Source organism: Salininema proteolyticum, from assembly GCF_042685645.1.
GTDB classification, from domain to species: domain Bacteria; phylum Actinomycetota; class Actinomycetes; order Mycobacteriales; family Micromonosporaceae; genus Salininema; species Salininema proteolyticum.
The window spans coordinates 4,102,430-4,127,512 of the sequence record NZ_JBHUNX010000001.1 but is presented as its reverse complement, the minus strand read 5'-3'; the positions used below and the strand labels follow the sequence as shown (position 1 = coordinate 4,127,512).

General features: G+C 68.8%; 26 protein-coding genes. 10 read left to right on the top strand and 16 right to left on the bottom strand.

Annotated elements, in window-relative coordinates:
* Positions 1-19: 19 nt before the first annotated feature.
* Complete coding sequence (locus tag ACFTE1_RS19005) at positions 20-604, top strand: TIGR03086 family metal-binding protein (protein WP_380619488.1); 585 nt, start codon at positions 20-22, stop codon at positions 602-604.
* Here ACFTE1_RS19005 and ACFTE1_RS19000 read toward each other — a convergent pair.
* The 8 genes from ACFTE1_RS19000 to ACFTE1_RS18965 all read right to left on the bottom strand — a co-directional run bounded on the left by ACFTE1_RS19000 (position 590) and on the right by ACFTE1_RS18965 (position 9,601).
* Positions 590-1,681, bottom strand: coding sequence for a TDT family transporter (locus ACFTE1_RS19000; RefSeq protein WP_380619486.1), 1,092 nt, complete (start codon positions 1,679-1,681; stop codon positions 590-592). The genes ACFTE1_RS19005 and ACFTE1_RS19000 overlap by 15 nt on opposite strands.
* Before the next feature lie 141 nt (positions 1,682-1,822).
* The gene (locus ACFTE1_RS18995) at positions 1,823-4,873 is read right to left on the bottom strand and encodes a S8 family serine peptidase (protein WP_380619484.1); all 3,051 of its coding nucleotides are present in this window, start codon (positions 4,871-4,873) and stop codon (positions 1,823-1,825) included.
* Positions 4,874-5,273: 400 nt separating this feature from the next.
* Positions 5,274-5,876 carry a DUF1707 SHOCT-like domain-containing protein gene (locus tag ACFTE1_RS18990; protein ID WP_380619482.1) on the bottom strand — a complete coding sequence of 201 codons (603 nt, stop codon included), beginning with the start codon at positions 5,874-5,876 and terminating at the stop codon, positions 5,274-5,276.
* Between the two features lie 92 nt (positions 5,877-5,968).
* On the bottom strand, positions 5,969-6,397 hold the full coding sequence (locus ACFTE1_RS18985) for a hypothetical protein (RefSeq protein WP_380619480.1): 429 nt from the start codon (positions 6,395-6,397) through the stop codon (positions 5,969-5,971).
* A gap of 266 nt (positions 6,398-6,663) precedes the next feature.
* Positions 6,664-7,437, bottom strand: coding sequence for a hypothetical protein (locus tag ACFTE1_RS18980; protein WP_380619478.1), 774 nt, complete (start codon positions 7,435-7,437; stop codon positions 6,664-6,666).
* A 370-nt stretch (positions 7,438-7,807) separates the two neighbouring features.
* The gene (locus ACFTE1_RS18975; protein ID WP_380619476.1) at positions 7,808-8,041 is read right to left on the bottom strand and encodes a hypothetical protein; all 234 of its coding nucleotides are present in this window, start codon (positions 8,039-8,041) and stop codon (positions 7,808-7,810) included.
* Between the two features lie 96 nt (positions 8,042-8,137).
* Complete coding sequence (locus ACFTE1_RS18970) at positions 8,138-8,368, bottom strand: hypothetical protein (RefSeq protein ID WP_380619474.1); 231 nt, start codon at positions 8,366-8,368, stop codon at positions 8,138-8,140.
* Between the two features lie 261 nt (positions 8,369-8,629).
* Positions 8,630-9,601: a hypothetical protein gene (locus ACFTE1_RS18965; protein WP_380619472.1), complete on the bottom strand. Its 972-nt coding sequence runs from the start codon at positions 9,599-9,601 to the stop codon at positions 8,630-8,632.
* Between the two features lie 427 nt (positions 9,602-10,028).
* Between ACFTE1_RS18965 and ACFTE1_RS18960 the strand changes: the two genes are divergently transcribed.
* The 3 genes from ACFTE1_RS18960 (at position 10,029) to ACFTE1_RS18950 (ending at position 12,439) form a co-directional block, all read left to right on the top strand.
* The gene (locus ACFTE1_RS18960) at positions 10,029-10,712 is read left to right on the top strand and encodes a hypothetical protein (RefSeq protein ID WP_380619470.1); all 684 of its coding nucleotides are present in this window, start codon (positions 10,029-10,031) and stop codon (positions 10,710-10,712) included.
* Between the two features lie 14 nt (positions 10,713-10,726).
* A complete protein-coding gene (locus ACFTE1_RS18955) occupies positions 10,727-11,818 on the top strand; it encodes a WXG100 family type VII secretion target (protein ID WP_380619468.1) in 1,092 nt (363 codons plus the stop codon).
* A 225-nt stretch (positions 11,819-12,043) separates the two neighbouring features.
* Positions 12,044-12,439 carry a DUF6463 family protein gene (locus tag ACFTE1_RS18950; RefSeq protein WP_380619466.1) on the top strand — a complete coding sequence of 132 codons (396 nt, stop codon included), beginning with the start codon at positions 12,044-12,046 and terminating at the stop codon, positions 12,437-12,439.
* A 12-nt stretch (positions 12,440-12,451) separates the two neighbouring features.
* Here ACFTE1_RS18950 and ACFTE1_RS18945 read toward each other — a convergent pair whose 3' ends face one another.
* The 4 genes from ACFTE1_RS18945 to ACFTE1_RS18930 are packed head-to-tail and all read right to left on the bottom strand — an operon-like array spanning position 12,452 to position 15,444.
* On the bottom strand, positions 12,452-13,513 hold the full coding sequence (locus ACFTE1_RS18945; protein WP_380619464.1) for an ABC transporter ATP-binding protein: 1,062 nt from the start codon (positions 13,511-13,513) through the stop codon (positions 12,452-12,454).
* Positions 13,510-14,307 (bottom strand): molybdate ABC transporter permease subunit, encoded by a 798-nt coding sequence (gene modB, locus ACFTE1_RS18940; protein ID WP_380619462.1) that lies wholly within the window; start codon positions 14,305-14,307, stop codon positions 13,510-13,512. The genes ACFTE1_RS18945 and modB overlap by 4 nt, the downstream gene beginning before the upstream one ends.
* On the bottom strand, positions 14,307-15,053 hold the full coding sequence (gene modA / locus ACFTE1_RS18935) for a molybdate ABC transporter substrate-binding protein (protein ID WP_380619460.1): 747 nt from the start codon (positions 15,051-15,053) through the stop codon (positions 14,307-14,309). Before modA ends, modB begins: the two co-directional genes overlap by 1 nt.
* On the bottom strand, positions 15,046-15,444 hold the full coding sequence (locus tag ACFTE1_RS18930; RefSeq protein ID WP_380619458.1) for a TOBE domain-containing protein: 399 nt from the start codon (positions 15,442-15,444) through the stop codon (positions 15,046-15,048). Before ACFTE1_RS18930 ends, modA begins: the two co-directional genes overlap by 8 nt.
* Before the next feature lie 164 nt (positions 15,445-15,608).
* On the opposite strand from ACFTE1_RS18930, the gene ACFTE1_RS18925 reads away from it, so the two are divergent.
* Positions 15,609-16,421 carry a DUF6585 family protein gene (locus ACFTE1_RS18925; RefSeq protein ID WP_380619456.1) on the top strand — a complete coding sequence of 271 codons (813 nt, stop codon included), beginning with the start codon at positions 15,609-15,611 and terminating at the stop codon, positions 16,419-16,421.
* Here ACFTE1_RS18925 and ACFTE1_RS18920 read toward each other — a convergent pair.
* On the bottom strand, positions 16,415-16,981 hold the full coding sequence (locus tag ACFTE1_RS18920; RefSeq protein WP_380619455.1) for a hypothetical protein: 567 nt from the start codon (positions 16,979-16,981) through the stop codon (positions 16,415-16,417). The two genes, ACFTE1_RS18925 and ACFTE1_RS18920, sit on opposite strands and share 7 nt — an antisense overlap.
* 497 nt (positions 16,982-17,478) lie before the next feature.
* Here ACFTE1_RS18920 and ACFTE1_RS18915 point away from each other — a divergent pair, with 497 nt between their 5' ends.
* Entirely contained in the window at positions 17,479-18,372 is an 894-nt protein-coding gene (locus ACFTE1_RS18915; protein ID WP_380619454.1) for a virginiamycin B lyase family protein, read from the top strand.
* A gap of 71 nt (positions 18,373-18,443) precedes the next feature.
* Positions 18,444-18,755: a hypothetical protein gene (locus ACFTE1_RS18910; RefSeq protein ID WP_380619453.1), complete on the top strand. Its 312-nt coding sequence runs from the start codon at positions 18,444-18,446 to the stop codon at positions 18,753-18,755.
* 242 nt (positions 18,756-18,997) lie between these two features.
* Here the strand turns inward: ACFTE1_RS18910 and ACFTE1_RS18905 are convergent, their stop codons facing one another.
* Positions 18,998-19,711: a (2Fe-2S)-binding protein gene (locus tag ACFTE1_RS18905; RefSeq protein WP_380619451.1), complete on the bottom strand. Its 714-nt coding sequence runs from the start codon at positions 19,709-19,711 to the stop codon at positions 18,998-19,000.
* A gap of 123 nt (positions 19,712-19,834) precedes the next feature.
* On the opposite strand from ACFTE1_RS18905, the gene ACFTE1_RS18900 reads away from it, so the two are divergent.
* Complete coding sequence (locus tag ACFTE1_RS18900; protein ID WP_380619449.1) at positions 19,835-20,596, top strand: GAP family protein; 762 nt, start codon at positions 19,835-19,837, stop codon at positions 20,594-20,596.
* Between the two features lie 110 nt (positions 20,597-20,706).
* Here the strand turns inward: ACFTE1_RS18900 and ACFTE1_RS18895 are convergent, their stop codons facing one another.
* Complete coding sequence (locus ACFTE1_RS18895; protein ID WP_380619447.1) at positions 20,707-21,912, bottom strand: FAD-dependent monooxygenase; 1,206 nt, start codon at positions 21,910-21,912, stop codon at positions 20,707-20,709.
* A 248-nt stretch (positions 21,913-22,160) separates the two neighbouring features.
* Between ACFTE1_RS18895 and ACFTE1_RS18890 the strand changes: the two genes are divergently transcribed.
* Positions 22,161-22,667 (top strand): GNAT family N-acetyltransferase, encoded by a 507-nt coding sequence (locus ACFTE1_RS18890; RefSeq protein ID WP_380619445.1) that lies wholly within the window; start codon positions 22,161-22,163, stop codon positions 22,665-22,667.
* Positions 22,668-22,745: 78 nt separating this feature from the next.
* Positions 22,746-23,681 (top strand): hypothetical protein, encoded by a 936-nt coding sequence (locus tag ACFTE1_RS18885; protein WP_380619443.1) that lies wholly within the window; start codon positions 22,746-22,748, stop codon positions 23,679-23,681.
* Between the two features lie 299 nt (positions 23,682-23,980).
* Here the strand turns inward: ACFTE1_RS18885 and ACFTE1_RS18880 are convergent, their stop codons facing one another.
* Positions 23,981-25,021: an NAD(P)-dependent alcohol dehydrogenase gene (locus tag ACFTE1_RS18880; protein ID WP_380619441.1), complete on the bottom strand. Its 1,041-nt coding sequence runs from the start codon at positions 25,019-25,021 to the stop codon at positions 23,981-23,983.
* Positions 25,022-25,083: the final 62 nt, after the last annotated feature.

Genomic DNA, 25,083 nt, shown 5'->3' with positions numbered 1-25,083 from the left:
GCGGGTTTAGGATGCGGGAATGAGCGATGAACTCATCGGCGGACTCGAAGGGTCCCAGAAGGCCTTCGCCGGCGCTCTCGACGCGCTAGGCGCGGACGAGTGGGGTGCTGCGACGCCGTGCGAGGGATGGACCGTCCGGCATCTGGTCGCCCACCTGGTCGACGGCGACCGCATGTTCCGCGGGCTTCTCGTCGGGGAACGGGCGGGGATCACCGCCTTTCCCGACGTCGTCCCGCTGGAGGAGTTGGAGGTCGACCCCGCGGCCGTCTACCGCGCCGCGGCCCGGGAAGTCCTGGCGGAGTTCCGCCGCCCCGGAGTCCTGGAGAGGCCCTTCCGCTTCGGCGGCGGGGAGATGCCCCTGTCCGTCGGCGCGCAGATGCGCTTGGTCGACCTCGTCGGGCACAGCTGGGACTTGGAGCGGGCCACGGGCCGAGCGGTCGCCCTTCCCGACGGGGCCGTGGAGCGGACGCTGGTCTTCCTCCGCCGGACCGAGGGGAGCATCCACCGCGGACCGAAGGGCTTCGCGGAGGCCGAACCGGTCCCGGACGGCGCCTCCCCGATGGAGGAGATCGCCGCGATCCTGGGGCGCTCAGCCGGCCAGTAGCGCCCTGGTCCGGATGCCGCGCACGGTCCGGAACGCCACCGTCGCCCACGCTCCCAACAGGAATGCGTACAGCAGCAGAGCCAGACCGTCGATCGCGGCCAGCCCCGTGGCCTTCGCCAGATAGGCCGCCCCGGTCACGCATGTTCCCACCGGGAAGGTGAAGGACCACCAGGTGAGGGCGAAGGGCAGTCCGCCGCGCCGGGCGTGCAGGGTCGTCAGGGCCGCCACCGCGATCCACGTGAGCGCGAAGCCCAGGACGGGGATTCCAAAGACCAGGGAGAAGACCGTGAGCGCGCCCGACAGAGCGGAGTCGACCACGCCGGAGGAGTACTCGGCGAGATTGCCCGAGGCGGTCACCGACTGCCCCAGGGGCCCCAGGACGATCCACATGGTCGGGACAGTGGCTGCGGCTCCCATGCCGTGGTGCGCGAACCGGCTCCACACCTGCGGCAGGATCACCAGGGTCGCCATCAGGCTCACCCCGAACATGGCGTAGCAGGCGACGAGGAGGGTCTGCTGGGCCTGCCCGGCGGGCAGGTGGGGGATCAGGGCCGCCCCGGTGGCCGCCGAGACCATGGGCGGCACGACGGGCATGAGCCAGCCGGCGAAGGCCGCGTCCCTGTCGAGGTCGTGGCGGGTGAACATCAGGTACGGCACCGCGACGGTAGTGCACAGGCCCGCGATGGTGCCGAGCGTCCACAGCACGGCCGAGGCCGCCGTGGCGGCGGTGGAACCGATCAGCGGCGGGGCGAAGAGCAGGAATCCGTAGCCGACGGTCATGAGCGCCATGGGAGGCGCCCCGTAGAACTGCATCATGACGGGGTTGGCATGGTGCGAGAGCGCCTTCTCGCGGTGGAGGCCGAAGTGCGCGGCGAAGGCGGCGGAGACGACCAGCAGCCAGAGGGTCGCCAGCGCCCACACGGCGGTTCCCGCGCCCTCGGTCCAGGCGCCGAGGTGGGGAAGGGAGACGAGCGCGTTGGCGATGATTCCGGTCCCCATCACGGAGGCGAACCAGTTGGGGCCGACGTTGGCGACGAGGTCGGCCGGGCGGGAGCGGGGAGCAGCGAGAGTGGCCATGCCCCAAGGCTGCTCCTCCGGGCGGGGGGCCGGTAGTCCCGCCGTTGCGGGGAGGTCATAGCCATCCGCTATGGCCGGGCACGGAAAACGGGGCCGGGCCCGAAGGCCCGACCCCGAATCTCTAGGGTTCACCAGTGGTGGCTAGTTGCGGACGTTCACCAGGGTGGTGGAGACGCCGCCCTTCCCGTCGGTGTAGTTGAGGGCGCCGAACCAGCGGCCCTCTCCGACGTTCCAGGTGTACTCGTTGGAGAAGTCTCCGCCGGAGGTCACCGGGAAGGAGCTCGGCTCCAGTCCCGCGTTGCCCTCGTCGCCCTGGACGGCCCAGGCGTTGAGCGTCGCGTCGACCGGGTCGACGGGGCCGCCGTAGAAGTCCACGAAGACCACGTAGTAGCCGCCGCCGGACAGGGTCACGATCTCGTCGGAGCCGCCCGCGGCGGAGGATCCGACCAGTGCGGCCGAGCCGTCGTCGAAGACCTGGTAGACGAAGACGTCGAGGTCGGTGCCCTCGGGAACCTGGTCGTTGAACGTGGCGAACCGGGTGAGCTCGGAGCCGGTCGTGTCGATCGCGAAGGCCTTGGTGTGCGGGCCCTCGGCCGGGTTGGCGGTGTCGAAGCTCGAGCCGTCGGCGTCCTGCAGGGTCGCGGCGTGCTCGTCGGCCTTGGTCAGCCCGACGACCTCGGTCTCCATGGTGCCGTCGAAGGAGGAGCGGCCCTCCAGCTCGACGGAGCCCTCGGCACCCTCCAGGTGGACCTCCGCGGCGACGGCCGCGGTGATCGGCTGGACGGCGATCGGGGAGGAGACCTCGTGGCCGCGGTTGTCGCGCAGCTTGAGCGATCCGAAGGCGTACTCGCCGTTCTCGGCGCCGTTGGACTTGATCGTCAGCTTGTAGTCGGCGGTCTCGCCCGGCTTCACGATCAGGACGCGCTTGTCGATGGAGATGTCGATGCCCTCGGGGGCGTCGATCTCCGGGAAGTACACGCCCATCTTGTCGCTGACGTTGGTGACGGTGCGGTCGACCTCGACGGAGCCGGCGAGGCCGTCGATCTTCACCGAGGGGGAGTTGAGGTCCCACGGGTCGATCGAGGCCCAGGTCGGGTCGTCGCTGTCGCACAGCTCGGCGATGCCCTCGACGAACTGGCCCTGGCCGATGGAGCACATGTACTTGATCCAGTCGACGGCGTCGGAGTCGTAGGTCAGGCCCGGCTCGAACATCTCGGTCGGGTCGACGTGGCCGGCGCCGTAGTCGAACGGCGTGGCGGGCTCGTCCTCGCCCTGGCGGGTGATCGGGTCGCCCGCGTTGTTCGTCGTGTAGGCGGTGGTCATCATGGCGGACTTGATCTCCATCGGAGTCCAGTCCTCCTCGGCGCCCTTCAGGAGCGCGCCGAGGCCGGCGATGTGCGGGCTGGACATCGAGGTGCCCTGCATGAGGCCGTAGTCGTTGCCGTTGGCCCACTCCGGGTATCCGGCGAGGATCTGCACGCCCGGAGCGGTGATGTCCGGGGTCAGCAGGTTGCCGTCGGGAACGTTCGACGGTCCGGCCGAGGAGAAGTCGGCGACCTGGGGAGCGGTCTGCTTCCCGGTGCCGGTCTCGACGGAGATCTCGGCGCCGTCGGTGCCGCGCACGAACTCTTCGAGGGCCAGGCCGTCCTCGTGGAGGACGTGGACCATCGGGACCTCGTAGACCTGGGCGAGCAGGTCGGTCGAGCTGTCGGGCTGGTTGAGCACGACGAAGCCGGTGCCGCCGGCGGAGGTGACCTCCTCGGCCATCTCGGCGAACGCGATGCCGCGGTCGCAGAGGACGGCCTTGCCCTCGACCTTGGACGGGTCGAGCGTGCCGCTGGTGCAGTGCCTGCCGGTGGCGGGGTCGGCCCCTTCGGCCAGGGCGTCCTTGGCGCTCACGGCCTCCCAGGTCTGGGAGGAGGTGAAGGCGCCGGCCTCGACGGTCTGGCCGCCGAAGGTCAGCGAGCCGGCGAAGGTGCGCTCCTGGGTGGAGGCGGCCACGGTGGTCGTCCACGGGTAGTTGTGGGCGACGGTGCTCGGGGTCGGGCCCGAGTTGCCGGCCGAGTTGGAGACGAACACGCCCGAGGCGGCGGCGTTGAAGTACGCCAGCGCGACGGGGGTGATCACCGAGGACCGCGAACCGGAGATCGAGAAGTTGATGACGTCCACGCCGTCGAGGACGGCCTGCTCGATGGCCGCGACCGAGTTGGACGAGGCGCACGAGTCGGACTCGCGCCAGCAGACCTTGTAGGCGGCGGTGCGGGCGGCGGGGGCCATGCCGGAGACGGTCGTGAACGGCTCGCCGTCCATCTCGACCTCGGTCTCGTAGTTGCCCGCGGCGGTGGTCATGACGTGGGTGCCGTGGTTGACTTCCTCACGCGGGGAGGCGAAGCCGTTGTCGGCCTCTCCGAGCGTGTCGAAGTAGCGGGCGCCGATCACCTTGTTGTTGCAGGTGACGTTGTTGGCGGCGTCGGGGTCTTCGCCCTCCTCGCACTCGCCGTTCCACTTGGCGTCGATGACGTCCTGGTCGGGCCGGGGCTCGGGCAGCGGCTGCAGCGACGGGTTCTCGGGCCAGAAGCCCGTGTCGATGATGCCGATGATGACGCCCTCGCCGGCCGACTCCGGGTCGCCGAACCGGTCGCTCCAGGCGTTGCCGTTCTCGCCCTCGAGGCCGAGGAACTCGGCGGAGGCGTCGGTGTCGACCTTCAGCATCTCGTCTTTGTAGAGGCCCTTGACGCGGTCGTCCTTGGAGAGGGCGACGGCCTCGTCGGCGTCGATGTAGGAGGCGAAGCCGTTGAAGGTGGCGGAGTACTCCGCGTCCTGGGCCAGGCCGTAGTCGGAGGCGACGCCGTCGCGCTCGGAGTCGATCGCGGACTGGACCTTCGAGGCCTCGTCGGACTCGAAGTCGATGCCGGTCCGGGTGAGGGAGGGGTCTTCTTCGGTGAGCTGCTCGATGATGGAGGGCGTCTCCATCTGGACGATGTAGCGTCCGGAATCCAGCTGTTCCTCGTCGCCCGCGACGTTGTCGTCGACGGCGGCGGTGAGGTCGGTTCCGAATGGATCAGGTTCTTCGGCGAATGCTGGGGTGGCGATCAGGCCCGCGGTCAGCGCCGAGGCCGCGGCTGTCGCGCCGAGTAGCTTCGCTCGTCTTGTGGTGGCGTACCGGTGGAACACCGTTGGTACAGCTCCCATGTATCGAGCTCCTTCGGTTCTGGGGCACAGCGATAAACGCTGTTTGTGATTCTGCCGAGTCTAAAGGCGCGTAACGTGATATAGATCCAACGGTTATGAATATTCTTATGGAACGTGATCGAACCGTTATAAAAGCAGGTAATCGTGATCGCGAAAAGATATCGACGTAGGTCGAAGCACAATGCGTGACGAGGGATGACGCCGAGGGAAACGCCGCGGGAACGGCCCATTGCGGAGGCGGCGAGAACGGTTGCGCCTCCGGACCGGGGGACTAGCAGAGGGTGGCGACGCCCGTCCATAGGGGAAACCCTTGCGCGGGCCGGGCCGGTTTCAAGCCTGGGTCGGTGGCAGGCGCCCGGGTGGCCGGATCCTCCACCGGAGACTAAACCTCGACCGGAGACTAGAACCTCCACCAGAGGAAGCGGCGCTCCCGACGTATCTTGACATTGCCCATGTGGGCTTTGCCGCTCAGGTTCACGATCTTGACCGCGCGCTCCCCGTTCTTGGTGGCGGCGCAGTTGTTGGTGACATTGCCGGCCACCGCGTCGACGCTCTCCGTCGCGATCCAGTCGGAGGGGAGGATGACTGTCACGTTGCCCATGTGGCTCTGCACCTCGACGTCCACGCGGTCGTAGGCCACCCGGGCCTGCCGGAAGTCCATGGTCACATTGCCCATGTGACTGACGGCCTTCACATTCCGGCCGACGACCCACTCGCCGCGCATCTTCTTCGAACCCATCGCCGCGTGCAGTTCGACCGTCTCGTCGGGGGTGACGAGCGAGGTGTCGTGCCCGAGCGGCTCGACCTCGCCGGTCGGGATGTCGTCGAGGAGGCCCTGCACGTCGGCGACCGTCCTGGCCCCGTGGGCGCGCGAGGCGCGCTCGTCGAACTCGCCGAGGTCGATGTAGCCCTCTTCCAGCGCGCTCTGGAGATGCTGGACCAGCTTCTCGCGGTCGGCGTGCGAGAGCCTCATGGAGCCCTGGCGGCGCGGTTCCTCACTCATCTGGGGTCTACCTCTGGTCTCGGGTGTTCGCGGGTGCTCGACCCCATGATACGCCGCGTCTCGGGGAGCGGGACCGACTGATGCCGGTGAATCTAGTCGGCGGCACGCAGGCGGCGCGGGCGATAGACCAGCCCGCCGTTGCACCAGTCGTCGTACTGGAAGAGTTTGGGCCGCGACATCAGCGCCCGCGTATTGCCCCGCCATAGCTGCACGTAGTCGTCGCCGATCTCCTCCGCGGCCGTGAGCAGCTTCTCCAGGCGCTTCAGGGAGTGGACCCGGTACTTCGTGCGGACCGCGCTGGACGAGTAGATGTACAGCACGTGGAGGGCGAAGGAGCGTTTCGGGCACAGCGGGTCCCCCGCCAGGGCCAGCCACGTGGACATGAGTTCGTCCTCGGCCAGCAGCAGGTCCCACTGCCTGCCCTCCGGGGCGGGGGCCTCGGGGTCCATCGCCCAGGAGCGGATCTCGTCGGCGGTGGGGATCACCGGGTTCGCGAACCCCTGGAATGGCTCAGTCTCCACCGTCTCCATCTGTTCTCTCCGCCTTCCTGCCCTCATGTGAGGGCCCCGTACATCTTAGCGGTCCGGGGCCATGGGGTGACGCGTCGTTTTCCGGCGGCCGGAGCGGGCCGCGGGCTCGGGGGATAGAGCCCTCACACTGTATCGGTGCTGGACATCACAGGAAGGGGGCGGTGAGGTGAAGGTGGGGAGGACCGGCCGCGGCCCGCTGTGGCGGGCCGGTGCGGGCTTCGTCTTGACGGCCGGTCCGGGAGGTCCGGCTCCGCCCGCTACAAGGGCTTGTCGTCGCAGACCTTCCACTCGCCGTCCTCGTCGACGGCGGTGATCACATTGGTGATCTCGTCGTGGAGCGGGGAGCCCTGGGGGAGGCCCTGGTAGCCGACCTGGATCTCGCCGTACACGTCCCGCGAGGCGAAGTACGTCGTCTCGTAGGAGTCGAACTCGGCGATGGGGTCGAGGTCCTCGTAGTACTCGACTTCGAACTCCAGGTAGGAGGAGGGCTCCGAGCACAGCATCTCGCCCATCGCGTCGGCGTCCGCGTCGGCCTTCGCGATCAGGTACTGCAGGGCGGCGTACTCGGGCGAGCCGACCTGGAGCTCGTCCTTGGTGCGGAAGTCCGACCACCCGCCCTCGTTGTCGCCGCCGATCTCTTGCTCCGGCTCCTCCTCGTCCTCGCTCGGGGCGTCGGGGTCGGCCTGCTCGCTGGTGTCGTCGCCGCCTCCCTGCTGGTCGCCGCCGTCGTCCTTGAGCCATTTGGGGACGACGATGATCGCGCCGATGCCGAGCACGAGCACGAGGCCGACGATCGTGGCGAGGACGAGCATGAGCTTGGACCGGTTGTCCTGGCCTCCGGGGCCCCCGGCCGGCGGGAACTGCTGCCCTCCCGGCGGCGGGCCGTACCCGCCACCGGGAGGCGAGGCGTAACCGCCGCCGCTGTAGCCGCCGGGCGCGGTGGGCGGCAGGGACTGCGGGTAGGAGGGCTGGCCGGGAGGCTGGTTCTGCGAGGCATGGGGATCGTACCCGCCACCGGGGGGATAGGACATCTTCCCTACCTTAAATGAGGTCGGCTGCCATGGCGGGCAGCCGATGCGCGGACAAGTGGGAGCCTTCTGGAAACTCTCTCCATGATCGTATCCCGGGTGGGCGAGCGAACACCGCACCCCTCCCCGTACGGGTCGGCGGTTACGCAGCGGATGGACCCGGGCAAAGACGGACTTCGGGAAGGGGTCGGCCGGTTTCGTTGGGCGCGAAGAAACATGGATATGCGTGCGCGGAATTGCGCCGTGCGGATGGAAAGCCGTCCCTTGTGCGGCGGCGGGTCGCCGGAACGCGGTGCCGGGGGAATCGGACTCGGGCGGCCGGGGGAGGATTCCTTTCGGCACTCCGAACTCGGTCAGATGGGGGAGGGGGAGCCTATTCGCTCCTCTTCTCGGCTCCTTCGTCCGCCGTCCTGTCTGCGGGGGCTTCCTGCCCTTCACTGCCCGGTCTGGGAATCGACGGCGGCCGGTCCGCCTTGGGCGACCTGCGGTTGACGAACGTCCAGACGACGTACGTGATGAGCGCCGCGAGAGCCGCGAAGGCGACGATGCCGAAGCTGACCAGGAGGAAGCCTTCGGTGACGTTGAGGGCGGTGGATTGCGGGCTCATTCCACCACTATAAGGCTTTCAGACAAGCGTCTCAACGGGTCGGCGGCGTTGGCTTTGTGTTCTACGGGGGCGTGTTCATTTCCTGGGAATGGTTCTTCAGGTTGTCGGGAAACGGACCATTTCCCAGACCAGGACGGCACCCAGGATCATGATGGCGAGGGTCAGGGCCGCGACGAATATGGCCGCGAAGCCGTCGCGTCGTCGCGGCGGCGGGGGCAGTTCTATATCGACGATCGTATTGCGGTCGAGAGACAGGTCGAATCCGGGGCGCTCGCGCCGGCGGAGGTCGTTTCGTGCGGACAGGCTTTCAGAGTGCGATCGCTTCATGAGCGGTGTCCTTCTCTGGGGGCGTTGGTCACTGCATGTGAGTATATAAGACCTTACCGACAGATCGGGGAATGGCGCTGTCATTCATCCGACACCCGGTGTCGCCCGGGCGCGGGGGCTCAAGTGGTGCCGCTCTTCGTGGGTGCGGGGGCTCAGGCGGTGCCGCTCTTCGTGAGCACGGGGGACTCAGGTGGTGCCGCTCCTCGTGAGCGAGGAGGGGACCAGTGTCGCCCCGGGCGGGGAACTCGCCGTCGAACGCTCTCAGTCCTCGTCGCCGCGCATCCGCAGGGTCACTCGCCGCAGGACGTCGGCCTCGTCCACCTGTTCGTTCACGTCGAGCGCGTGGATCCGCCACTGCAGGGTCTTGCGGTAGTTCTCCCGGTGCCGCGCCGGATCGGCGTCGTACATGCGGCGGGCGCACTCCAGGGCCCGGCGGGAAGGGTCGAGGAGCGCGCGCAGCGGCTTCTTCGCGCTCAACCGCAGCGTCAGGTGGAAGTAGTACACGGCCGTCAGGTCCGTCCCCCAGTGGAAGTTGGACGAGAACAACCGCAGGTAGTGCGCCGTGGCAAAGTCGAGATGCTCCTCGGCCGGCTCCTTCTCGTTGCGGCGCAGCAGCTTCTTCGCCTCGCGCAGCTCCTCGTCGGCGACTCTCGGCAACTCCGTGGAGGGCCGCCCCGTCATGTCCTCGTACGGGAAGGCGGCCTCCAGCTCGGAACCCAGGGACTCCGGCGCCGCCTCGTAGCAGTACTCGGCCATGCGGCGGAGTGCCTCGGCGCAGGGCGGGCGGAAGATCGGGGACACCTGGGAGGCTAGTTGCCCGAACCTCTTCACGGCCTCCCGGGCCGATTCGAACGCGCGGCGGGGAGCGCCCATCTCGTAGAGCCATTCCGCGCGGGCGGAGTACAGCGCGGCGAGGTCCTCGGTGGCGCCCTTGACGCGCCGGTCCTCCCAGGCGCGGTAGATGTCCACGAACGGAGCCGACTCGGCGACGGCGTCGGCATGGCGGTCGAGGCCCGCGAGGCAGGTGCAGCGCAGGGAGACGGCCTTGGCGTAGAAGATCGAGTTGGCGTCGACGGCGGTCGCCGGGGCCGGGTCCGCGAGGGAGTCGGCGCTCGCTAGCGCCTGGTCTATGTGGACGAGGGCCTCATGGAAGTTCCCGCACTCCGAGAGCAGCGCGGACATTTCGTAGTCGCCTGCGCCGGGCGTTTCGTAGACACCGGGAAAATCGATCATCTACAGGAATGTAACTAAGTTGTATCTGTCTGTCCACCCTCACAATGTCGCGTTTCCGCCGCGTGTCTTGCCGGAGGGCCGGGATTGTGCTAATTGCCGGGTTCGGTGGGGCAGAGGCCCACGATACGACAGTGGCAGCCGCGGCCGATGGTTCGGGTTGCGCCAGTGAGTTGTCGGGTATCCGACAGGGTTTCTCCTTGAGGGAGGGGAAAATGCGGTCGCTCCCGACGGTGCGGAGGGGGCGGCCGGCTCACGGGCCGGACTCGGCCCGGCCGGAGGGGCCGAAGGGCGGCGCGGGAACGGTGCAGGGGCGGCCGTATCCCCTTGTGGCGGACTGGTATTAGAATTTAACTCTAGATTTTGAACGGCGCATTGCGATGTTTGACTGGCATCTCCATAATCGGAAATGACGAGCAGGAGGGGGAGGATGAGCGATTCGAGCGATTCCACCGGGCACGACGGGCAGGGGAGTCAGGGCCAGGGCGCCTATGACGTCATCGGAGCCCAGGTCACCAATGCCGGGGAGCTGGTAGGCGATCAGGTCGGCGAGGCGCAGCAGCAGGTCGACGACCAGGTGGAGGACACCCAGGAGGAGGTGAGCGAGTCGGGCTTCCAGTTCGGCGCGAACTTCAGCCTCCGAGTCGGAGACGCCTCGTTCGTCTACCGCGAGGAGGACGACAAGTTCGAGGTCGTCCTCGGGGGAACCACACTCCTCGTCGTGGACGCGCAGGTCATCACGGGCTTCATCGAGCGCCTGACCGGGCTGACGCTGGACTTCGAAGAGGTCATCTCCCAGTTCGGCCAGGGGGTGGCCTACGACGGCGTGGACCCGCGCCCCGAGGCCAAGGGCAACAGCCGCCAGGTGCAGGGCGACGACCTCAGCCTCGGCAATTTCGACGACGCGGTGAGCCTCCGCAAGAAGTACTACGAGGACTTCTATCTCGCCTGGGGCGACCAGGCCATGCGACTGCGCCACGCCTTCGAGGTCACCGGCGAGACGGCGGCCCGGGTGCGCGACAAGTACGAGGAGAGCGAGGAGGAGTCGGACCGGGTCTTGAAGCAGACCGAGGACATGGTCTACGACCTGCCCAGCTTCAAGAACCGCGACTGACTCGGAGGAAAGACGTGACCGGCAAGGGCAAAGACTTCTACAAGGACCAGTACACGCACGACCAGCTGTGGGAGTCGCTCATGAAGGGCGACCCCGACGAAGTGTCGTTCGCGCCCGCGCTGTGGCAGCGCCTGGGCGACGGCATGGACATGGCGAAGGACGAACTCAACGGGCTCGTCGCCGAGCTGACCAAGGGGTGGGAGGGCGAGGCGGCCGACGCCTTCACCGAGGAGATGCAGCGGATCATCTCCTACTGCACCGAGCGGAGCGCCGAGATCGCCCAGATCGAGCCGAAGATCATCGAGCCCCTGGCCACGAGTCTCACGCGGGCGCAGAAGGAGGCGAACAAGACGGGAGACCTCGGCGAGTTCAGCCTCGACCCGCAGTACAACCTGACTTTCGAGGAGTTCGTCGAGCGGCGCTCGATGGAGTTGGGCATCGAGGACGACGAGGACGCCCAGAGGACCCGCCGTCCGCGCTTCGAGAAGGAGTACGGGGAGTACGAGGAGGACCGCCACGACCGGATGGCCACCGTGGTCGGGGACCTGGGAGACGACTACTCCGAAGTGGAGGACGACTCGGACACGTCGGGTCGGCCGCCGGACGGCGACCCGGGCCTGCCGGGGTCCGACTCTTACGAGAGGGAGGACTTCACCCGCGGACGGGAGAAGCCGGACTTCTCCACGCCGAAGCCCCGCCGGGACGAGGACGACGACGGTTCGGACTCCTTCGGCGACGGTTCGTGGGGAGGCTCCGGCTATGGCGGGGACGGTTCGGCCGGAGGCGGTCTGGCCGGGTCCTCCGGCGGTGGTTCGGGGCGTTCGGCATATCCGGGTTCGGGCGGAGCGGCGGGCGTGGTGTCCGGCGGAGGCGACCAGTCGCGCGGCGGAGCGGGCATGACCGGCCCGTCCAGCGCGGGATCGGGCACCGGATCGGCCGGGCCGCGGATGGCGGCGACTCCGGGCGGCGGTGCTCCCGTGCAGCAGTCGGGGGAGTCGAAGGACCGCAAGTCCAGCGACAATCTGATCAATGACAGCTTCTTCTGGATAGAGCAGGACGACGACGAGGAGTTGGACGACTTCGACCCCACCCGGGAACAGTACTGACCGCCGTCCGCGCCGTCGGGGAGGCCTCGGCGCCTCCCCGGGGGTGGGCCGAGGTCGTCACCGTCGTTCCCGCCGAGGCGTGAGGCCTGCGGCCGGGCGGCTTCGACGTCCCTTCTCTCGGGGCCGCGTTGTTGCCGGGAAGTCGTCTTCCCTCCCCCGCCAGGGGGATCGAGTCGCCCTCGCCAGGGGAGGCGGCGTCCTCGCGGCTGCGGAACCGTGGGAGGCATGAAGAAGTCCAAGCTCACGATCGCCGCCGGGGTCTCGGCGTCGCTGATCGCCGTCGTCCACACCGTCGTGTTCACGTTCCATCCCTATTGGAGCGACTGGCTCTCCGGCGGTTTGAGGGACGGGGAGGCCGACTTCGAGTCGGTGGCCGTATTCTGGGCGCTGCCGGGCGGTTTCGTCGTTCCGCTGTTCCTTCTGGGGCTGCTGCTCGTGCGGATGGGGAGACGGGGCGAGCCCGTCCCGTTCTACGTTCCCGCCGGGCTGGCGGCCTGGGTCGCCTTCTGCGTGTACCTTCTGGGGCCCAGCGGGTTCCTGCTGGCCCTCGTTCCCCTCACCTTGCTCGTCCTGGCCCGGGTCAGGACTCCCCGCCCGGCCGACGAGCGCGTGTCGGCATGAGGCCGGCGGGTCTCAGTCCGGGTAGACGTGCACCTCTTGGGCCTTCACCGACGCCCACACCGTCAGTCCCGGCTCCAGCGCCAGGCTGCCGGCCGCCGCCGGCGTCACGTCGGCGGCGACGTCGACGGGACCGGTCAGGTTGACGCGCAGGCTGTCTCCGTGCCGGTAGAGGCTCGTGACGGTCGCCTCCCAGGTGTTGCGCGGGCTGCCTTCCGGTCGTTGCGGATACAGGGCGACCGCGCTGGGCGGGAAGGCGGCGAACACGGGTCCGTCGACCTTCTCCGCCCCCTCCAGAGGGAACCCGCCGCCGATCCTGACTGCCGTGCCCTCGCCGGTCCCGGCGAACAGGTTCAGCCCCACCAGTTTGGCGACGTACTCGGTGCGAGGGCGCGAGGTGATCTCGGGTCCGCTGCCGGACTGGACCACGCGTCCGTCCTCGATGACCAGCAGGCGGTCGGCGAGGATCAGGGCGTCGATCGGGTCGTGGGTGACGAGCACGGCCGCGCCCTCGTGCTCGCCGAGCTGCCGGTGCAGTTCCGCGCGCGTCTCCAGCCTCGTGGCCGCGTCGAGGGCCGCCAGAGGCTCGTCGAGCAGCAGGAGGGTCGGTTCGAGGGCCAGGGCCCGGGCCAGCGCCACGCGCTGGGCCTGGCCGCCCGAGAGCCGGCGCGGCTTCCGGTCGGCGAAGTCGGCGAGGCCGACCCGCTCCAGCGCCCGGCGCGCGATCGCGCGGGCCTCCGCCTTCCCCTTGCCCTTCCTCCTCGGGCCGAAGGCCGCGTTGTCGAGGGCCGTCATGTGGGGGAAGAGGAGGTACTCCTGGAAGACCACGCCTATGGTGCGGTCCTGCGGCGGGACCCAGACGTCGGTCTCGGGGCGGTCGAACTCGCGCCCTCCCACGGCCACATGGCCTTCCGAGAGGGGCAGCAGCCCGGCGACGGCGCGCAGGGCCGTGGACTTGCCGGCCCCGTTGGGGCCCAGGAGCGCGATCGTCTCGCCGGCGCCGGCCTCCAGGGGCACGTCGAGTTCGAACTCCCCGCGGCGGACCACCAGGCGCGCGTCCAGTGCTTTGTCCGTCATGAGGGGTTCAACCACCTGTTCTTCAGTCCCACGAGGGCCGCGACGCTGACGGCCAGGAGGATCAGGCTCAGCACCAGGGCGGCCTCCAGGTCGGTCTCCAGCGCCATGTAGACGGCCAGGGGCATAGTCTGCGTCCGTCCGGGGAAGTTGCCCGCGAAGGTGATCGTGGCCCCGAACTCGCCCAGCGCGCGGGCCCAGCAGAGGACGGCGCCCGCGATGACGCCGGGCGCGGCCTGGGGCAGGGTGACTCTCGTGAAGGCGGTCCAGCGGTCGGCCCCGAGCGTCGCGGCCGCCTCCTCGAAGCGGACGTCGGCGCCGCGCAGCGAGCCCTCCACCGATATGACGAGGAACGGCATGGCCACGAAGACCATCGCCAGGACCACTCCCGCGGTGTTGAACGCCAGCGAGACGCCGAACCAGCTCTCCAGCAGCGATCCCACGGGGCCCTTGCGGCCGAAGACGAGCAGCAGCGCCACGCCGCCCACCACGGGAGGGAGCACGAGCGGCACGGTCACCAGCGCCCGCACGAACCGTTTGCCGCGGAACTCGACTCGGGCCAGTATCCACGCCAGCGGGACGCCCGCGGCTATGCTCGCGAGCGTCGCGACGGTGGCCGTGGAGACCGACAGCCACAGGGCCTCCAGCACCGCCGGCTCGGTCAGGCGCCGGGGCAGCGTAGTCCACGGCGCCTCGACGACCAGCCCCGCCAGGGGCAGCGCCAGGAACAGCAGCCCGAGGACCGCCGGCACCAGCATGGGGAGCGGCACTTGTCGCCTCTGTGCGGCCTTCCGCATCAGGGCGCTCCGAATCCGTGCTCGGCGAGGATCTCCCGGCCCCCGTCGGACAGGACGAACCGGGCGAACTTCTCCGCGGCCTCGCCGTCGGCCGCGCCGACCAGGGCGGCGACCGGGTACTCGTTCACCGCGGCCTCCGCCTCGGGGAACTCGACGTAGTCCACCCCGTCCCCCGCGGCGACCGCGTCGGTCAGGTAGACGAGCGCGGCGTCCACTTGGCCCAGCGTCACCTTCGCGAGCGTGGCCTTGACGTCGCGCTCGTAGGTCTCGGGCACCACGTCCGCCCCGGCGAGGTCCAGGACCTCTTGCGACGCCCGGCCGCAGGGCACCTCCTCGGCGCACAGCGCGACGGGGACACGCGCCAGGTCCTCCAGGCTCTCGATGTCCTCCGGATTGCCCGCCGCGGTCGCGATGACGAGGCTGTTGGAGGCGAAGACCTCCGGCGACTCGGCGTGGCCGCCGGCGGTCACCTTGTCCATGTTCTCCGTGTCGGCCGAGGCGAAGACGTCGGCGGGCGCCCCCTGGTCGATCTGGGCGGCCAGGGTCGAACTGCCGGCGAAGTTGAACTCGACCGCGACGCCCTCCCGCTCTTCGAAGGCCTCGCCCATCTCCTGGAAGGCCTCCGTCAACGACGCGGCGGCGAACACCGACACGGACTCCTCGTGCGAGGAGCAGCCCGCCGCGGCCGCCAGGGCCAGGACGCCGACCCCGGCCGCGAACCGGCGTCCGATCGACACTTCACCCATGCCGCTCGTCCTTCTCCACGACCACGGCCGTCGACTTCACCACGACGACCGCCGCCGAACCGACCTCCAGGCCCAGGTCCTCCACGGCCTCCCGGCTCATGAGCGACACCATGCGGTGCGGCCCCGCCTGCACGTCTACCTGCGCCATGACCTGGTCTTTCGTTACGTCCGTCACGATGCCCCTGAGGCGGTTGCGCGCCGAGCTGAGTCCCGCGCGCCCGTCGGAGCCCTCGGCGCGCTCCCTCAGGAAGGCGGCGAGGTCGGCGCCCTCGACCATGCGCCGACCGTGCGAGCGCTCGGCCGGCAGCCTCCCGCCGTCGACCCAGCGGCGGACGGTGTCGGGGCTGACGCCGAGGACCTCGGCGGCCTCGCCTATGCGAAAGGTCGTCATAACACCGGATTCTACAATCGCAGATACCAGCTCACAAGCGTCAGAATCTACGAAAATGCGAGCCCATCGTTCGTAGGAACCCTCGAACGCCAGGACAGGCGGCCCCCACCGGCCGGGAAAGCACCGCCGCATAGAATCCAAGCGTCCCCCTACCGAGGAGTGCCATGACCGACCTGGAAACGATCGCGGACCGCCACGACCTGGGGCCGCACGTCGCGACACTCGACGCCTACCGCTCCGGGGCCGCCGGCACCATCGCCGCCGCCACCGTCCTGACCGCCGCCGTCTCCGTCCCCCTGGGTTTCCTCGCCGAGTATTTGTGGGGCGTCGCCCCATGGTCCGCCGTCCTCCCCGCAGCGGTCATCGCCCTGACCGTCTACGGCTTCGGCCGCTGGGCCTTCCGCACCATCCGCGACGACCAGACCCGCCTGCACCTCTACGAGAACGGCGTCGTCGTCCAGCGGCGCTCCGCCGTCTCGGCGTTCCCGGCCCATGACACCGCCCTCTACAGCCACACCCGCGAACACCAGGGGCGCAAAGAAAAGTACGACCTGCACCAGTGCGTCCTGAGGCGCGGGGACGGGACCGCCGCCGTCCTCGGCATGAGCTCCAGCCTCCACATCCGCCTGCGGGGAGAGGACCTGGTCCCCAAGGGCTCGCTCACCGCCTCGGTCGAGTTCCGCGAGTTCGACGAGTGGGTCCCCGCGATCGAGAAGGCCCTCGGCGACTCCCGCCTGCCCGCACTCGAAGAGGCCTTCGACCAGGGCGAGAGCCTGGAATTCGGGCCCCTGTCGGTCTCCCGGGACCGCGTCCGCGGAGACGTGGAGTCGTTCTCCCGGGAAGAGGTCGACCGCGTCTCCGTCGACGACGACACCGTCCGGGCCGTCATCGGGGACGAGTCCCGCGACCTCACGGACACGGCGGCGCCGCTCATTCCCGACCTCTACCTCTTCCTGCGGTTCGCGGCCCGTCAGTAGAAGGACCGCCCCCTCTCGACGGCCGGGGGCACCGCCGGGCTCTCCGGCCTGTCGAGCTCCTTGCGGCGCGCCTCGCGGATCTTCCGCTCCTGCACCTCGATCGGAAGCCGGCGGAACCGGTCGCGGTAGATCTTCCCCGCGGCGAAGGCCACCAGCAGCGCCGGGGCGGCGGGGAGGTAGAACGGCTGGAACAGCAGCTCCCACGGGATCGCGTCCGGATGCTCCTGCTCGTACCGGCGCAGGCTGTGGGCGGTGGCCAGGAGCATGAGGACTCCGTAGGAGACGGCGAAGGCCGTCAGGCTCGCGTCCATCGAGTCGACCGCGATCTTCCGGCTCTGGGCGCGGGCGGACCGGCGTTCCCCGTCCTCGCTCTCCCAGCGGGCCCTGACGATCCGCTCGAACTCCGCGCGCTCGCGGGCCTCTTCGTCCCTGTCCCTCCTCGGCTTGGGGTTTATCTTGCCCGCCAGCCAGAACGAGGCGAGGATCGAGGCGACGAGGATCAACGCGCTCACCCCCGGCCACACCAGGGTCATGATCAGGAGCGTCAGCCATTCCATCATCGTCCGCCCCCGTTCTTCATTCTCAGTGCGAAGGCGGTCAGCACGGTCGCGGTTATGATGGCCAGACCGAAGATGCCGCTCGCCGCCCAGCCCATGACCACTAGATCCCAGCTCATGAGATGTTCCTTCCGGGGTAAGCGATAATCCCATATTCACAAGTGTAGTGGCCTGGGCGACATTCCCCGCCGTCGAGGCACGGTGAATTCCCACGTGGTCGGCAGTATTCTTATGCACTGCAACGACATTGGTATGCACATGGATACCCGCTATGAACAATAGGACTTGCCGCCCTTACCGAGAAGCCTCGGGATAATGCCGGTGAATGTATTGATCGTATAGGGGGACATCGAGTATGCTTATCGCCGGATGACAATCGAGTCACCGGAGCGGCACGGGCGCGCCTTATCCCCCGCGCTCCCGTGCCGCACACCCCGGCGGCCCCTCGACCGTAGAATCAGTGCGGCACACCGTATTCCATCCCCGGCCAGGAGAACGCCATGTCTGAAGTCCACATCGCAGAGACCGCAGTGTCCGACGAAGCCTCCGGACCCTACGCCCTTGCCACGGGTCCGGACGGGGCCCTGTGGTTCACACTCGTGCACCGGGGGAGCATCGGTCGCCTGGTCCCCGGCGGCGAGCCGACGCTGTATCCCATAGGGCCGCAGTCCCGCCCCACCGTCATCACGCCCGGCCCCGACGGCGCGCTCTGGTACACCGGGTACGGGTCCCACACCGTCGGCCGCGTCTCCACCGACGGAGAGATCACCGAGTTTCCCCTTCCCACAGCCGAATGCGGCCCCTTCGGCATCACCTCCGGACCGGACGGGGCCCTGTGGTTCACCGAGACCGCCGCCGGGCGGATCGGCCGCATCACCACCGACGGCGAGGTCACCGAGTTCGCCCTGCCGAACGCCGAGGCCTTCCCTTCGGCCATAGTCCCGGGGCCCGACAGCCGCCTGTGGTTCACCATGAACCAGGCCAACGCCATCGGAGCCGTCGACGTCTCCGGCGCCGTCGAGGTCCACGAGCTTCCCACCGAGGCCGCCGCCCCCGTCGGCATCACCGCCACGGACGACGCCGTGTGGTTCGTGGAGATCGGTGCCGGCCAGATCGGCCGCGTCACCGCCGACGGCAAGGTCGCAGAGTTCCCGTTGCCCGACCGCGCCTCCCGACCGCACGCCATCGCGCCGGACGCGTCGGGAACTCTGTGGTTCACCGAGTGGGGCGCGAACCGCGTCGGCCGCTTCGACTCCTCGGGAGGCCTGTCGGTCCACGACCTCCCTACCCCCGGCTCCGAGCCGCACGGGATCGCCCTCGGCCCCGACGGGGCGATGTGGGCCGCGTTGGAGATCGGTTCCCTGGCCCGGATCTCGGACGTTACCGGTGCGTAAGCCCCATCCGGGGGCGTCCGCGAGCCCCGCTCTGGTTAAATGAGGGCAGCCCATGAAACACAGGAGTAGTCATGAGACGACGACGGCCCCAGACGGACGCGCCGAACACTTGCCCGCATGACGGCACTCCGGTCCAGCAGTCGCCCCGCTATCCGAAGGCGCTCTGCAGAGGCTGCGTCGACAGGGCGACCGATCTGGAAGGACGCCCCGTCCAGATGGGGAACACCCATCTCAGCGGCGGCTTCCAGGCCCTGCACATCGACGACAGGACCGTGTGCGACCAGGTCACCGAGGACGGCCTCGTCCTCGTCGACGGAGTGCGGTTCCGGGCCGGCGAGGCCCGTTTCGGCGGGGTGGTCCTCCAGCCCGAGGACTCCGCCTGAACCGGCTCGGCGGCGCCCGCCGCTGACCGACCCGCCCCGCGCTCGCCCCATCCCGGTGCGGTGGCGGGTTTTTCTCGCCCGATGATCGGCAGGAGAGCCCGCCGACCTTCGGGAGTCCGGACTGTCCACCGGCGTGATGTGGTCACGCCCCATTCCGCCGCAGTTCGATACGACTACCGTCGGCGGCCGTGCCCCGGCCCCGGGACCTAGCCCTGTCGCCCTTCACGCGCGGAGAACGCGGCTCACCGTCGATCCGGATGGCGTCGGCGCCATTCGGCCAGATGCCCGGGCAGCTCGGCGTCGGTGATCCGGGGACACACAGGGGCGCAGACCTCTTCCCCCGGAACCTTGTACCAGAGGCAGCAGGACGTCCACAGCCCGGTGACCGCCCCGTCGAAGCGGGTCCATCGCGGGCCCGGGGTGGGAAACTCCGCGAGCGCCAGCACTCTTTCGGCCTCTCGCGAAGCCTCCATCGCGGCCGTTCCCAGTGGTGGGCGGGGCAGGAACGCGTTGGCGAAGACGTCGGTGACGTGGGCCCAAAGACCGCGCGCGCCGATACGGGTGTGCGGAGCGAGCGCGGCCACCAGGTCGGCGCCGAAGGAGTGGACCGCCCCGGCCAGCGCTCGGCCGCCGTCGGAAGGCGGGATCGGATCGAAGTCGGTGAAGGAGACAGCGTCGTAGCGGTTCTGTCCGTTGAATCTGAACGCGATGGAGTCGCCGTAGGCCGGCAGCACGCCGTGTTCGCGCCACGCCCATACGGCCGGACGCGCGTAGAGTCCGGCGAGGACGCAGATGTTGTATCCGGTCGAGGCGTCGAACGAGCATCCGAGGGTCTCGGCGAAGGCGTCGAAATGCCGGACGAGGAGGCCCTCGAGCATGTCTCCGAGGAAGTACCAGGACTCGTCGGGAGAGGGCGCGAGGACCCTGGCCCCGATGTCCGGAGGAAACGCGATCACGATTGCGATCCTACTTGCCGGACGCTTCCGTTCACTGAGTCCTCCTTCCGAAGGACCCCGCGGGCGTCCAAGATGCATCCTTTGGCCGACGACCTGGTCTTCCAGGGCCGATAGGCTACTCTCATGGACCTTGCCATGGCCGGCGTGCTAGCCGCGCTCGCACTCATCGACTCGACGAGTTTCGGCACTCTGCTGATTCCGATCTGGCTCCTGCTCGCGCCCGGTGGAGTCCGGGTGAGCAGGATGCTCGCCTATCTCGGCACCATCGCCGCCTTCTACTTCCTGGTGGGCGTCGCCATCGCGCTGGGAGCGGGCGCCTTCCTGACGGAGATCGCCGGCCTGCTGGAGACCACCGCCGTCATATGGGCGCAGCTGGTCCTGGGCGTCGGACTCTTCCTGCTGAGCTTCCTCCTCGACAAGCGCCAGAAGCGAAAGCAGGACAGTGGCCGTCTGGCCCGCTGGAGGGAAAGGGCGATCGGCGTCGAGCCCGTCGGCGGGGCGTCCGGAACGGTCACGACCGCGCCCCGGACGGGGACCCTGGCGTCCCTGATGGGGCTGGCCTTGGCGGCCGCCGCCATCGAGGTCGCGTCCATGCTGCCCTACCTGGCGGCGATCGGCATGATCACCTCCGCCGGTTTCGGCGTCGCCCAGACGGGGCTGACCTTGGCCGTGTACTGCGCGGTCATGGTGCTTCCGGCGCTGGTGCTCCTGGCCGGACGCCAGGTGGCCCGGCGTCAGGTCGAGCCGCTGTTGACGCGGCTGAACGACTGGATGACGAAGCACGCCGCCGGGGCCGCCGCGTGGGTCGTGGGCATAGCGGGATTCCTCCTGGCCCGGGACGCCGCCATGCGGCTGGGCCTCATCGAGCAGCTCTTCAACCGCTGAGGGCGAGTGGGCGAGGCGGCGAACGCCGGCAGGGGCCGTGATGGGAAGTGAACTGCTCGGCGGACTCTCACCGCTCGGCCGCCACCGTCTTCCGCCGCCATGCTGCCGTGTCAGCGTCTCTCGTAGTCCTTGACGGGAAGGGAGTCGAAGAACCGGATGCTCGCGCCGTTCATCTTCATCAGGCCCCGACGGATCGGGCCCGGCATGGCGGTGACCAGGCGGGCGCCGTTGACCAACGCCCACGACCCGAAGCGCGAACCGGGAATGATGCTCTTCGCCGCGCCGCGCGCGAAGGATCGGGACTTTTCGACGGCCTCGGCCATGGCGCGCTCGTAGGCCGGGTAGGCCTTGGTGTGGTCGCCGCCCGCTTCGGCCAGTTCTCCGGCGAGGACGTAGGCGCCGTACACGGCCAGGCTCGTGCTTCCTCCGACGGCGGGACCGGGGCAGTAGCCGGCGTCGCCGACGAGGCTGACACGTCCCTTCGACCACGTCTCCATGGACAGCTGGGTGATCGAGTCGAAGTAGAACGCCGGGGTGCCGTCCAGCTCCGTCAGCCACCTGTCGACTTCGGGGTGCCGGTCGGCGAACCGCTCGCGGACGAAGTCCTTCTGGAGCGGGATGTCCTTGCGCTGGTAGTCCAGCGGCCGTTCGGTGCGGAACAGGAAGACGGCCCTCGCGTCGTCGAGGTGCTCGGCGCCGTAGACGCCCGTCAGGAGCCCCGCCTCGGTGTACACCTTGTACATTCCCGGCTCGCCGAAGTCGCGCGGGACGGACTGGACGGCCAGGTAGGCGCCGAGGAAGGAGCTGTAGTCCGATTCCGGGCCGAAGGCGAGGCGGCGGACGTTCGAGTGCAGGCCGTCGGCGCCGATCACGAGGTCGAACTTCCTCGTCGGACCGTTGTCGAACGCCACCTCGCCGTCCTCGGCGATCTCTGAGATGGAGTCGGAGAAGACGTATTCGACGTCGTTCCGGGCGGTGTCGAAGTAGATCCCGCTGAGGTCGTCGCGCATGATCTCGACGTGCTTGTCGGAACCGGCTTCGTAGATCTTTCTCAAGTCGATGTGGCGGGCGGGGCGGTCGTTGCGGAGGACGGCCATGTCGTCCGTACCAGTGGCCAGGTCCTTGACTGCCGCGCCCACTCCCATTCTTTCGGAGATCTCCATGGCGGGGCCGTAGAGGTCCACGGCGTGGCCGCCGGTCTTCCGCAGTTCAGGCGCTTTTTCGACGACGGTGACGTCGAATCCATACCGGTTCAGCCAGTAGGCGAGGACGGGGCCGGCAATGCTGGCCCCGGAGACGAGTACCTTCACATCCATTCTCCGATCGTTGGTCTCCTCATCCTATTCCGTTGCAGACACGACGCAATGACCCCGGCCAAAGAGCTTTTCAACCGTCCGGTGAAAGACAGCGCTCGGTCGGCGTCGTCTCCGCCCCGGACGTCGAGAAGTCCATGGACAATCGCTGTTCCGTTGGGCGCTCCGATGCTCTGACATCGAATGGCGTTCGAAGGTTCACGACCGAAAAACCGCTTGTCGTTCACCAAATCCTTTCGGAGACTGTTCCCATGCGATTGAGAAGCGCCGTTGACGGCGACCTGCCGCTCTTTCAGCGGATCGAAAGAGCGGCGGGAGAGATGTACCGGGCGATCGGCATGGAGGAGATCGCCGACGACGAGCCACCGACCCTGGAAGTCCTCTCCGAGTACCGGCGGGTCGGCCACGCCTGGGTGGCCGTCGATGACGGCGACCTCCCAGTGGCGTACTTGATCGCCGAGCGCATGGACGACGCCCTGCACATAGAGCAGGTGACCGTGCATCCGGACTACACACGCCGTCGCATCGGCCGGTCGCTGCTGGACCACGCGGCCACCGTCGCCGAAGAAGAGGCGCTGGAAGCCCTGACGTTGACCACTTTCAAGGACGTGCCCTGGAATGCGCCCTACTATGCCGCGTGCGGATTCGCCATGGTGGCAGACGGGGACTTGACGCCCGGACTCCGCGCGATCCGCGAACGCGAGGCCGCTCATGGCCTGGAACGTTGGCCACGGGTCTGCATGCGCCGGCACCTCTGAGCCTACGAGTGGAAGTAGTTTCCGTCGTTCATCGTAGAATCCTCCCTACCCCGCCAAGCGACCGGAAGGCAGGCCGCCATGTCATCTGTCCCCCGCACTCCGAGAGACGGTAGCGCTGCGACCGACCTGTCCGGTCACAACCCGCCTCCGAAACGCAATCGCTTCGGATGGAGGGACCTCAAGGGCCCGCGCGAGGTCGTGATAACCGGAGAGGGGTTGAAGCGTCTCGGCGGTCCCGGCCGCACGGTGATCATGGACAAGGTCGGCACCACGGCGTACATGGAGCCGACACCCGTGATCGTCAAGGCCCGGTCCGGCGGCTGGATCGAACCGCCCGAGGGCGGTTCCCCGGCCTATGTGGCGCGGCATCTGAAGGTGAGGGCCGGCGACTGGAATCCGCTGGCCCGCAATGTCGTCCCTCGCGGGCACGTCTACCTCGTCTCGGATACCGGAGAGCCGGACTCGAGCACGCTGGGTCTCTGCCCGATGGAGGAGGTGGTCGGCATCCTCACGCGGGTCAAAGGCCCCGAATCACCTGCCGGGACCGGCTCCGAAGGGTCCGGAACACCGGCGAGTCCCGGTCAGGAGGGGCGCGCGTCCTACCGCCGGAAGCTGTATCTCCCCCACTGGTTCGCGCCGTCTCTCGGGGGTGTCACCGCGCTGGTGATCCTGGCGGTGCAGTACTTCGCCTCCGCACTGTCGTACGGCTCCTTGGCGGTCGCCGCGGCCATAGGGGCCCTCATCGGTCTCAGTGCGCTGGTGTTCGAGTTCCTGCCCTTCGCCGTCGTCACGGAGTACTGCCTGTTCCTTCGCGACCGCCACGGTTCGATGATGGTGGAGCGCGCCCTCGACGACGACGAGCGCTTCGTGCACGACGGCAAGAGGCTGTACGTGGAGAAGGCGGACCTGTCGCTGGAGAAACTGAACGTAGGCAGGTGGACCGCCACGAACGGGAGCTGGCGGCGCCTGACCGGAGAGGTGCCGTTCGTCCGGCCCCGGTCCGCCGTTCAGTGAACTCTAATGATGTCCGGCGCCGTCTTTCCTTGACACTCGGGCACCTCTGACTACTATATAGTGTAGTACTCCATTGGATAGGGGCACGGCGCCTGCGATGCACGGCAGAGACGAGGACGCACAGGGTATACGGTTCCTCTTACCGGATAGCGTCTACCGCCGGCGTATCGGATCGGGCCGGTTTCGTGTGCTGAGCCGGCCCCACCGGTCGGCGCCCTGTCCCGGGTGGGGAGGCGGTGCGGCCCAGTATCGTTCGGCAGAGGCCGCACCGCCCCGCACTCCCGTGCCGGGCGCGATCGTCATCCGTTCGGCAGGATGACGGCCCGCCCCATGATCTCTCCCTTATGGAGCTTCTCGTAGGCCGCTGGGGCGTCGTCGATGGAGAACGTCTCGACGTGCACGTCAACGGCACCGTCGCGGGCGAGGTCGAAGACCTCGATCATCTCGTCGCGCGAACCCCAGTACGGCGACGTCACCGACACCTCGTAGGGCAGGGCGCCGAATCCGACGCCCAGGGTGCCCCCGCCCAGGCCGACGATCGTGACGTCGCCTTCCACCGCGGCGCACTGGCCGGCGATCTTCGTGGTGGGCGGGGCGCCGACGAAGTCGAGGACGACCTCGGCTCCGACGCCGCCCGTCAGCTCCCTGACCTTGGCCGGGGCGTTCTCGTCGGAGAGGATCGCCTCCTGCGCGCCGACCCTCTTCGCCAGTTCCAGCTTCTCCTCGGTGACGTCCAGGGCGATGACGCGCGCGGCCGTCATGGCCCGCAGCAGCTGCACGCCAACGTGCCCGAGCCCGCCGGTGCCGATGACGACGGCGGTGCTGCCGGGCACCAGCTTGGGCAGCGAGAGCTTGATCGCGTGGTACGGGGTCAGGCCGGCGTCGGTCAGCGGCACCGTCCGCACCGGGTCGAGGTCCTTGAGCGGCACGAGGTGTCGGGCGCTGTCGACGACCATGTACTCGGCCATCGCTCCGGGCGCGCCGAGCCCGGGCGGGTGGATGCCCTCCGTGGCGGCGTTGAGGCAGTAGTTCTCCTTGCCGGCGGCGCACTTGGTGCAGCGTCCGCATCCCCAGGGGCCGTAGACGGCGACGGACTCGCCCGCTTCCACTCCGGTGACTCCGGCGCCGAGCTCCGCGACGATCCCGGCGCCCTCGTGGCCGAGGGTCAGGGGCAGCGGGAAGGGGATCTGGTCGGCGGGCCAGGACATCACGGCGATGTCCGAATGGCAGACTCCGGCGGCGGTGACCTTGAGGAGCACTTCGCCCGGCCCCGGTACGGGCTTGGGGATCTCGACGACTTCCGGCGATCCGCCGGCTTCGCGGTACTGCACGGCCTTCACGGCATTGTTCCCTTCTCGAGCGGAGGAACCCTCGCCCTCTTATCCACGGGCGGGAGGTCTGT

Bases quoted from the DNA above. Each gene is read 5' to 3' on its own strand.
- ACFTE1_RS19005 (WP_380619488.1), top strand. From the start codon at position 20: ATGAGCGATGAACTCATCGGCGGACTCGAAGGGTCCCAGAAGGCCTTC.
- ACFTE1_RS19000 (WP_380619486.1), bottom strand. From the start codon at position 1,681: ATGGCCACTCTCGCTGCTCCCCGCTCCCGCCCGGCCGACCTCGTCGCC.
- ACFTE1_RS18995 (WP_380619484.1), bottom strand. From the start codon at position 4,873: ATGGGAGCTGTACCAACGGTGTTCCACCGGTACGCCACCACAAGACGA.
- ACFTE1_RS18990 (WP_380619482.1), bottom strand. From the start codon at position 5,876: ATGAGTGAGGAACCGCGCCGCCAGGGCTCCATGAGGCTCTCGCACGCC.
- ACFTE1_RS18980 (WP_380619478.1), bottom strand. From the start codon at position 7,437: ATGTCCTATCCCCCCGGTGGCGGGTACGATCCCCATGCCTCGCAGAAC.
- ACFTE1_RS18975 (WP_380619476.1), bottom strand. From the start codon at position 8,041: ATGAGCCCGCAATCCACCGCCCTCAACGTCACCGAAGGCTTCCTCCTG.
- ACFTE1_RS18970 (WP_380619474.1), bottom strand. From the start codon at position 8,368: ATGAAGCGATCGCACTCTGAAAGCCTGTCCGCACGAAACGACCTCCGC.
- ACFTE1_RS18965 (WP_380619472.1), bottom strand. From the start codon at position 9,601: ATGATCGATTTTCCCGGTGTCTACGAAACGCCCGGCGCAGGCGACTAC.
- ACFTE1_RS18960 (WP_380619470.1), top strand. From the start codon at position 10,029: ATGAGCGATTCGAGCGATTCCACCGGGCACGACGGGCAGGGGAGTCAG.
- ACFTE1_RS18950 (WP_380619466.1), top strand. From the start codon at position 12,044: ATGAAGAAGTCCAAGCTCACGATCGCCGCCGGGGTCTCGGCGTCGCTG.
- ACFTE1_RS18945 (WP_380619464.1), bottom strand. From the start codon at position 13,513: ATGACGGACAAAGCACTGGACGCGCGCCTGGTGGTCCGCCGCGGGGAG.
- modB (WP_380619462.1), bottom strand. From the start codon at position 14,307: ATGCGGAAGGCCGCACAGAGGCGACAAGTGCCGCTCCCCATGCTGGTG.
- modA (WP_380619460.1), bottom strand. From the start codon at position 15,053: ATGGGTGAAGTGTCGATCGGACGCCGGTTCGCGGCCGGGGTCGGCGTC.
- ACFTE1_RS18930 (WP_380619458.1), bottom strand. From the start codon at position 15,444: ATGACGACCTTTCGCATAGGCGAGGCCGCCGAGGTCCTCGGCGTCAGC.
- ACFTE1_RS18925 (WP_380619456.1), top strand. From the start codon at position 15,609: ATGACCGACCTGGAAACGATCGCGGACCGCCACGACCTGGGGCCGCAC.
- ACFTE1_RS18920 (WP_380619455.1), bottom strand. From the start codon at position 16,981: ATGATGGAATGGCTGACGCTCCTGATCATGACCCTGGTGTGGCCGGGG.
- ACFTE1_RS18915 (WP_380619454.1), top strand. From the start codon at position 17,479: ATGTCTGAAGTCCACATCGCAGAGACCGCAGTGTCCGACGAAGCCTCC.
- ACFTE1_RS18910 (WP_380619453.1), top strand. From the start codon at position 18,444: ATGAGACGACGACGGCCCCAGACGGACGCGCCGAACACTTGCCCGCAT.
- ACFTE1_RS18900 (WP_380619449.1), top strand. From the start codon at position 19,835: ATGGACCTTGCCATGGCCGGCGTGCTAGCCGCGCTCGCACTCATCGAC.
- ACFTE1_RS18895 (WP_380619447.1), bottom strand. From the start codon at position 21,912: ATGGATGTGAAGGTACTCGTCTCCGGGGCCAGCATTGCCGGCCCCGTC.
- ACFTE1_RS18890 (WP_380619445.1), top strand. From the start codon at position 22,161: ATGCGATTGAGAAGCGCCGTTGACGGCGACCTGCCGCTCTTTCAGCGG.
- ACFTE1_RS18885 (WP_380619443.1), top strand. From the start codon at position 22,746: ATGTCATCTGTCCCCCGCACTCCGAGAGACGGTAGCGCTGCGACCGAC.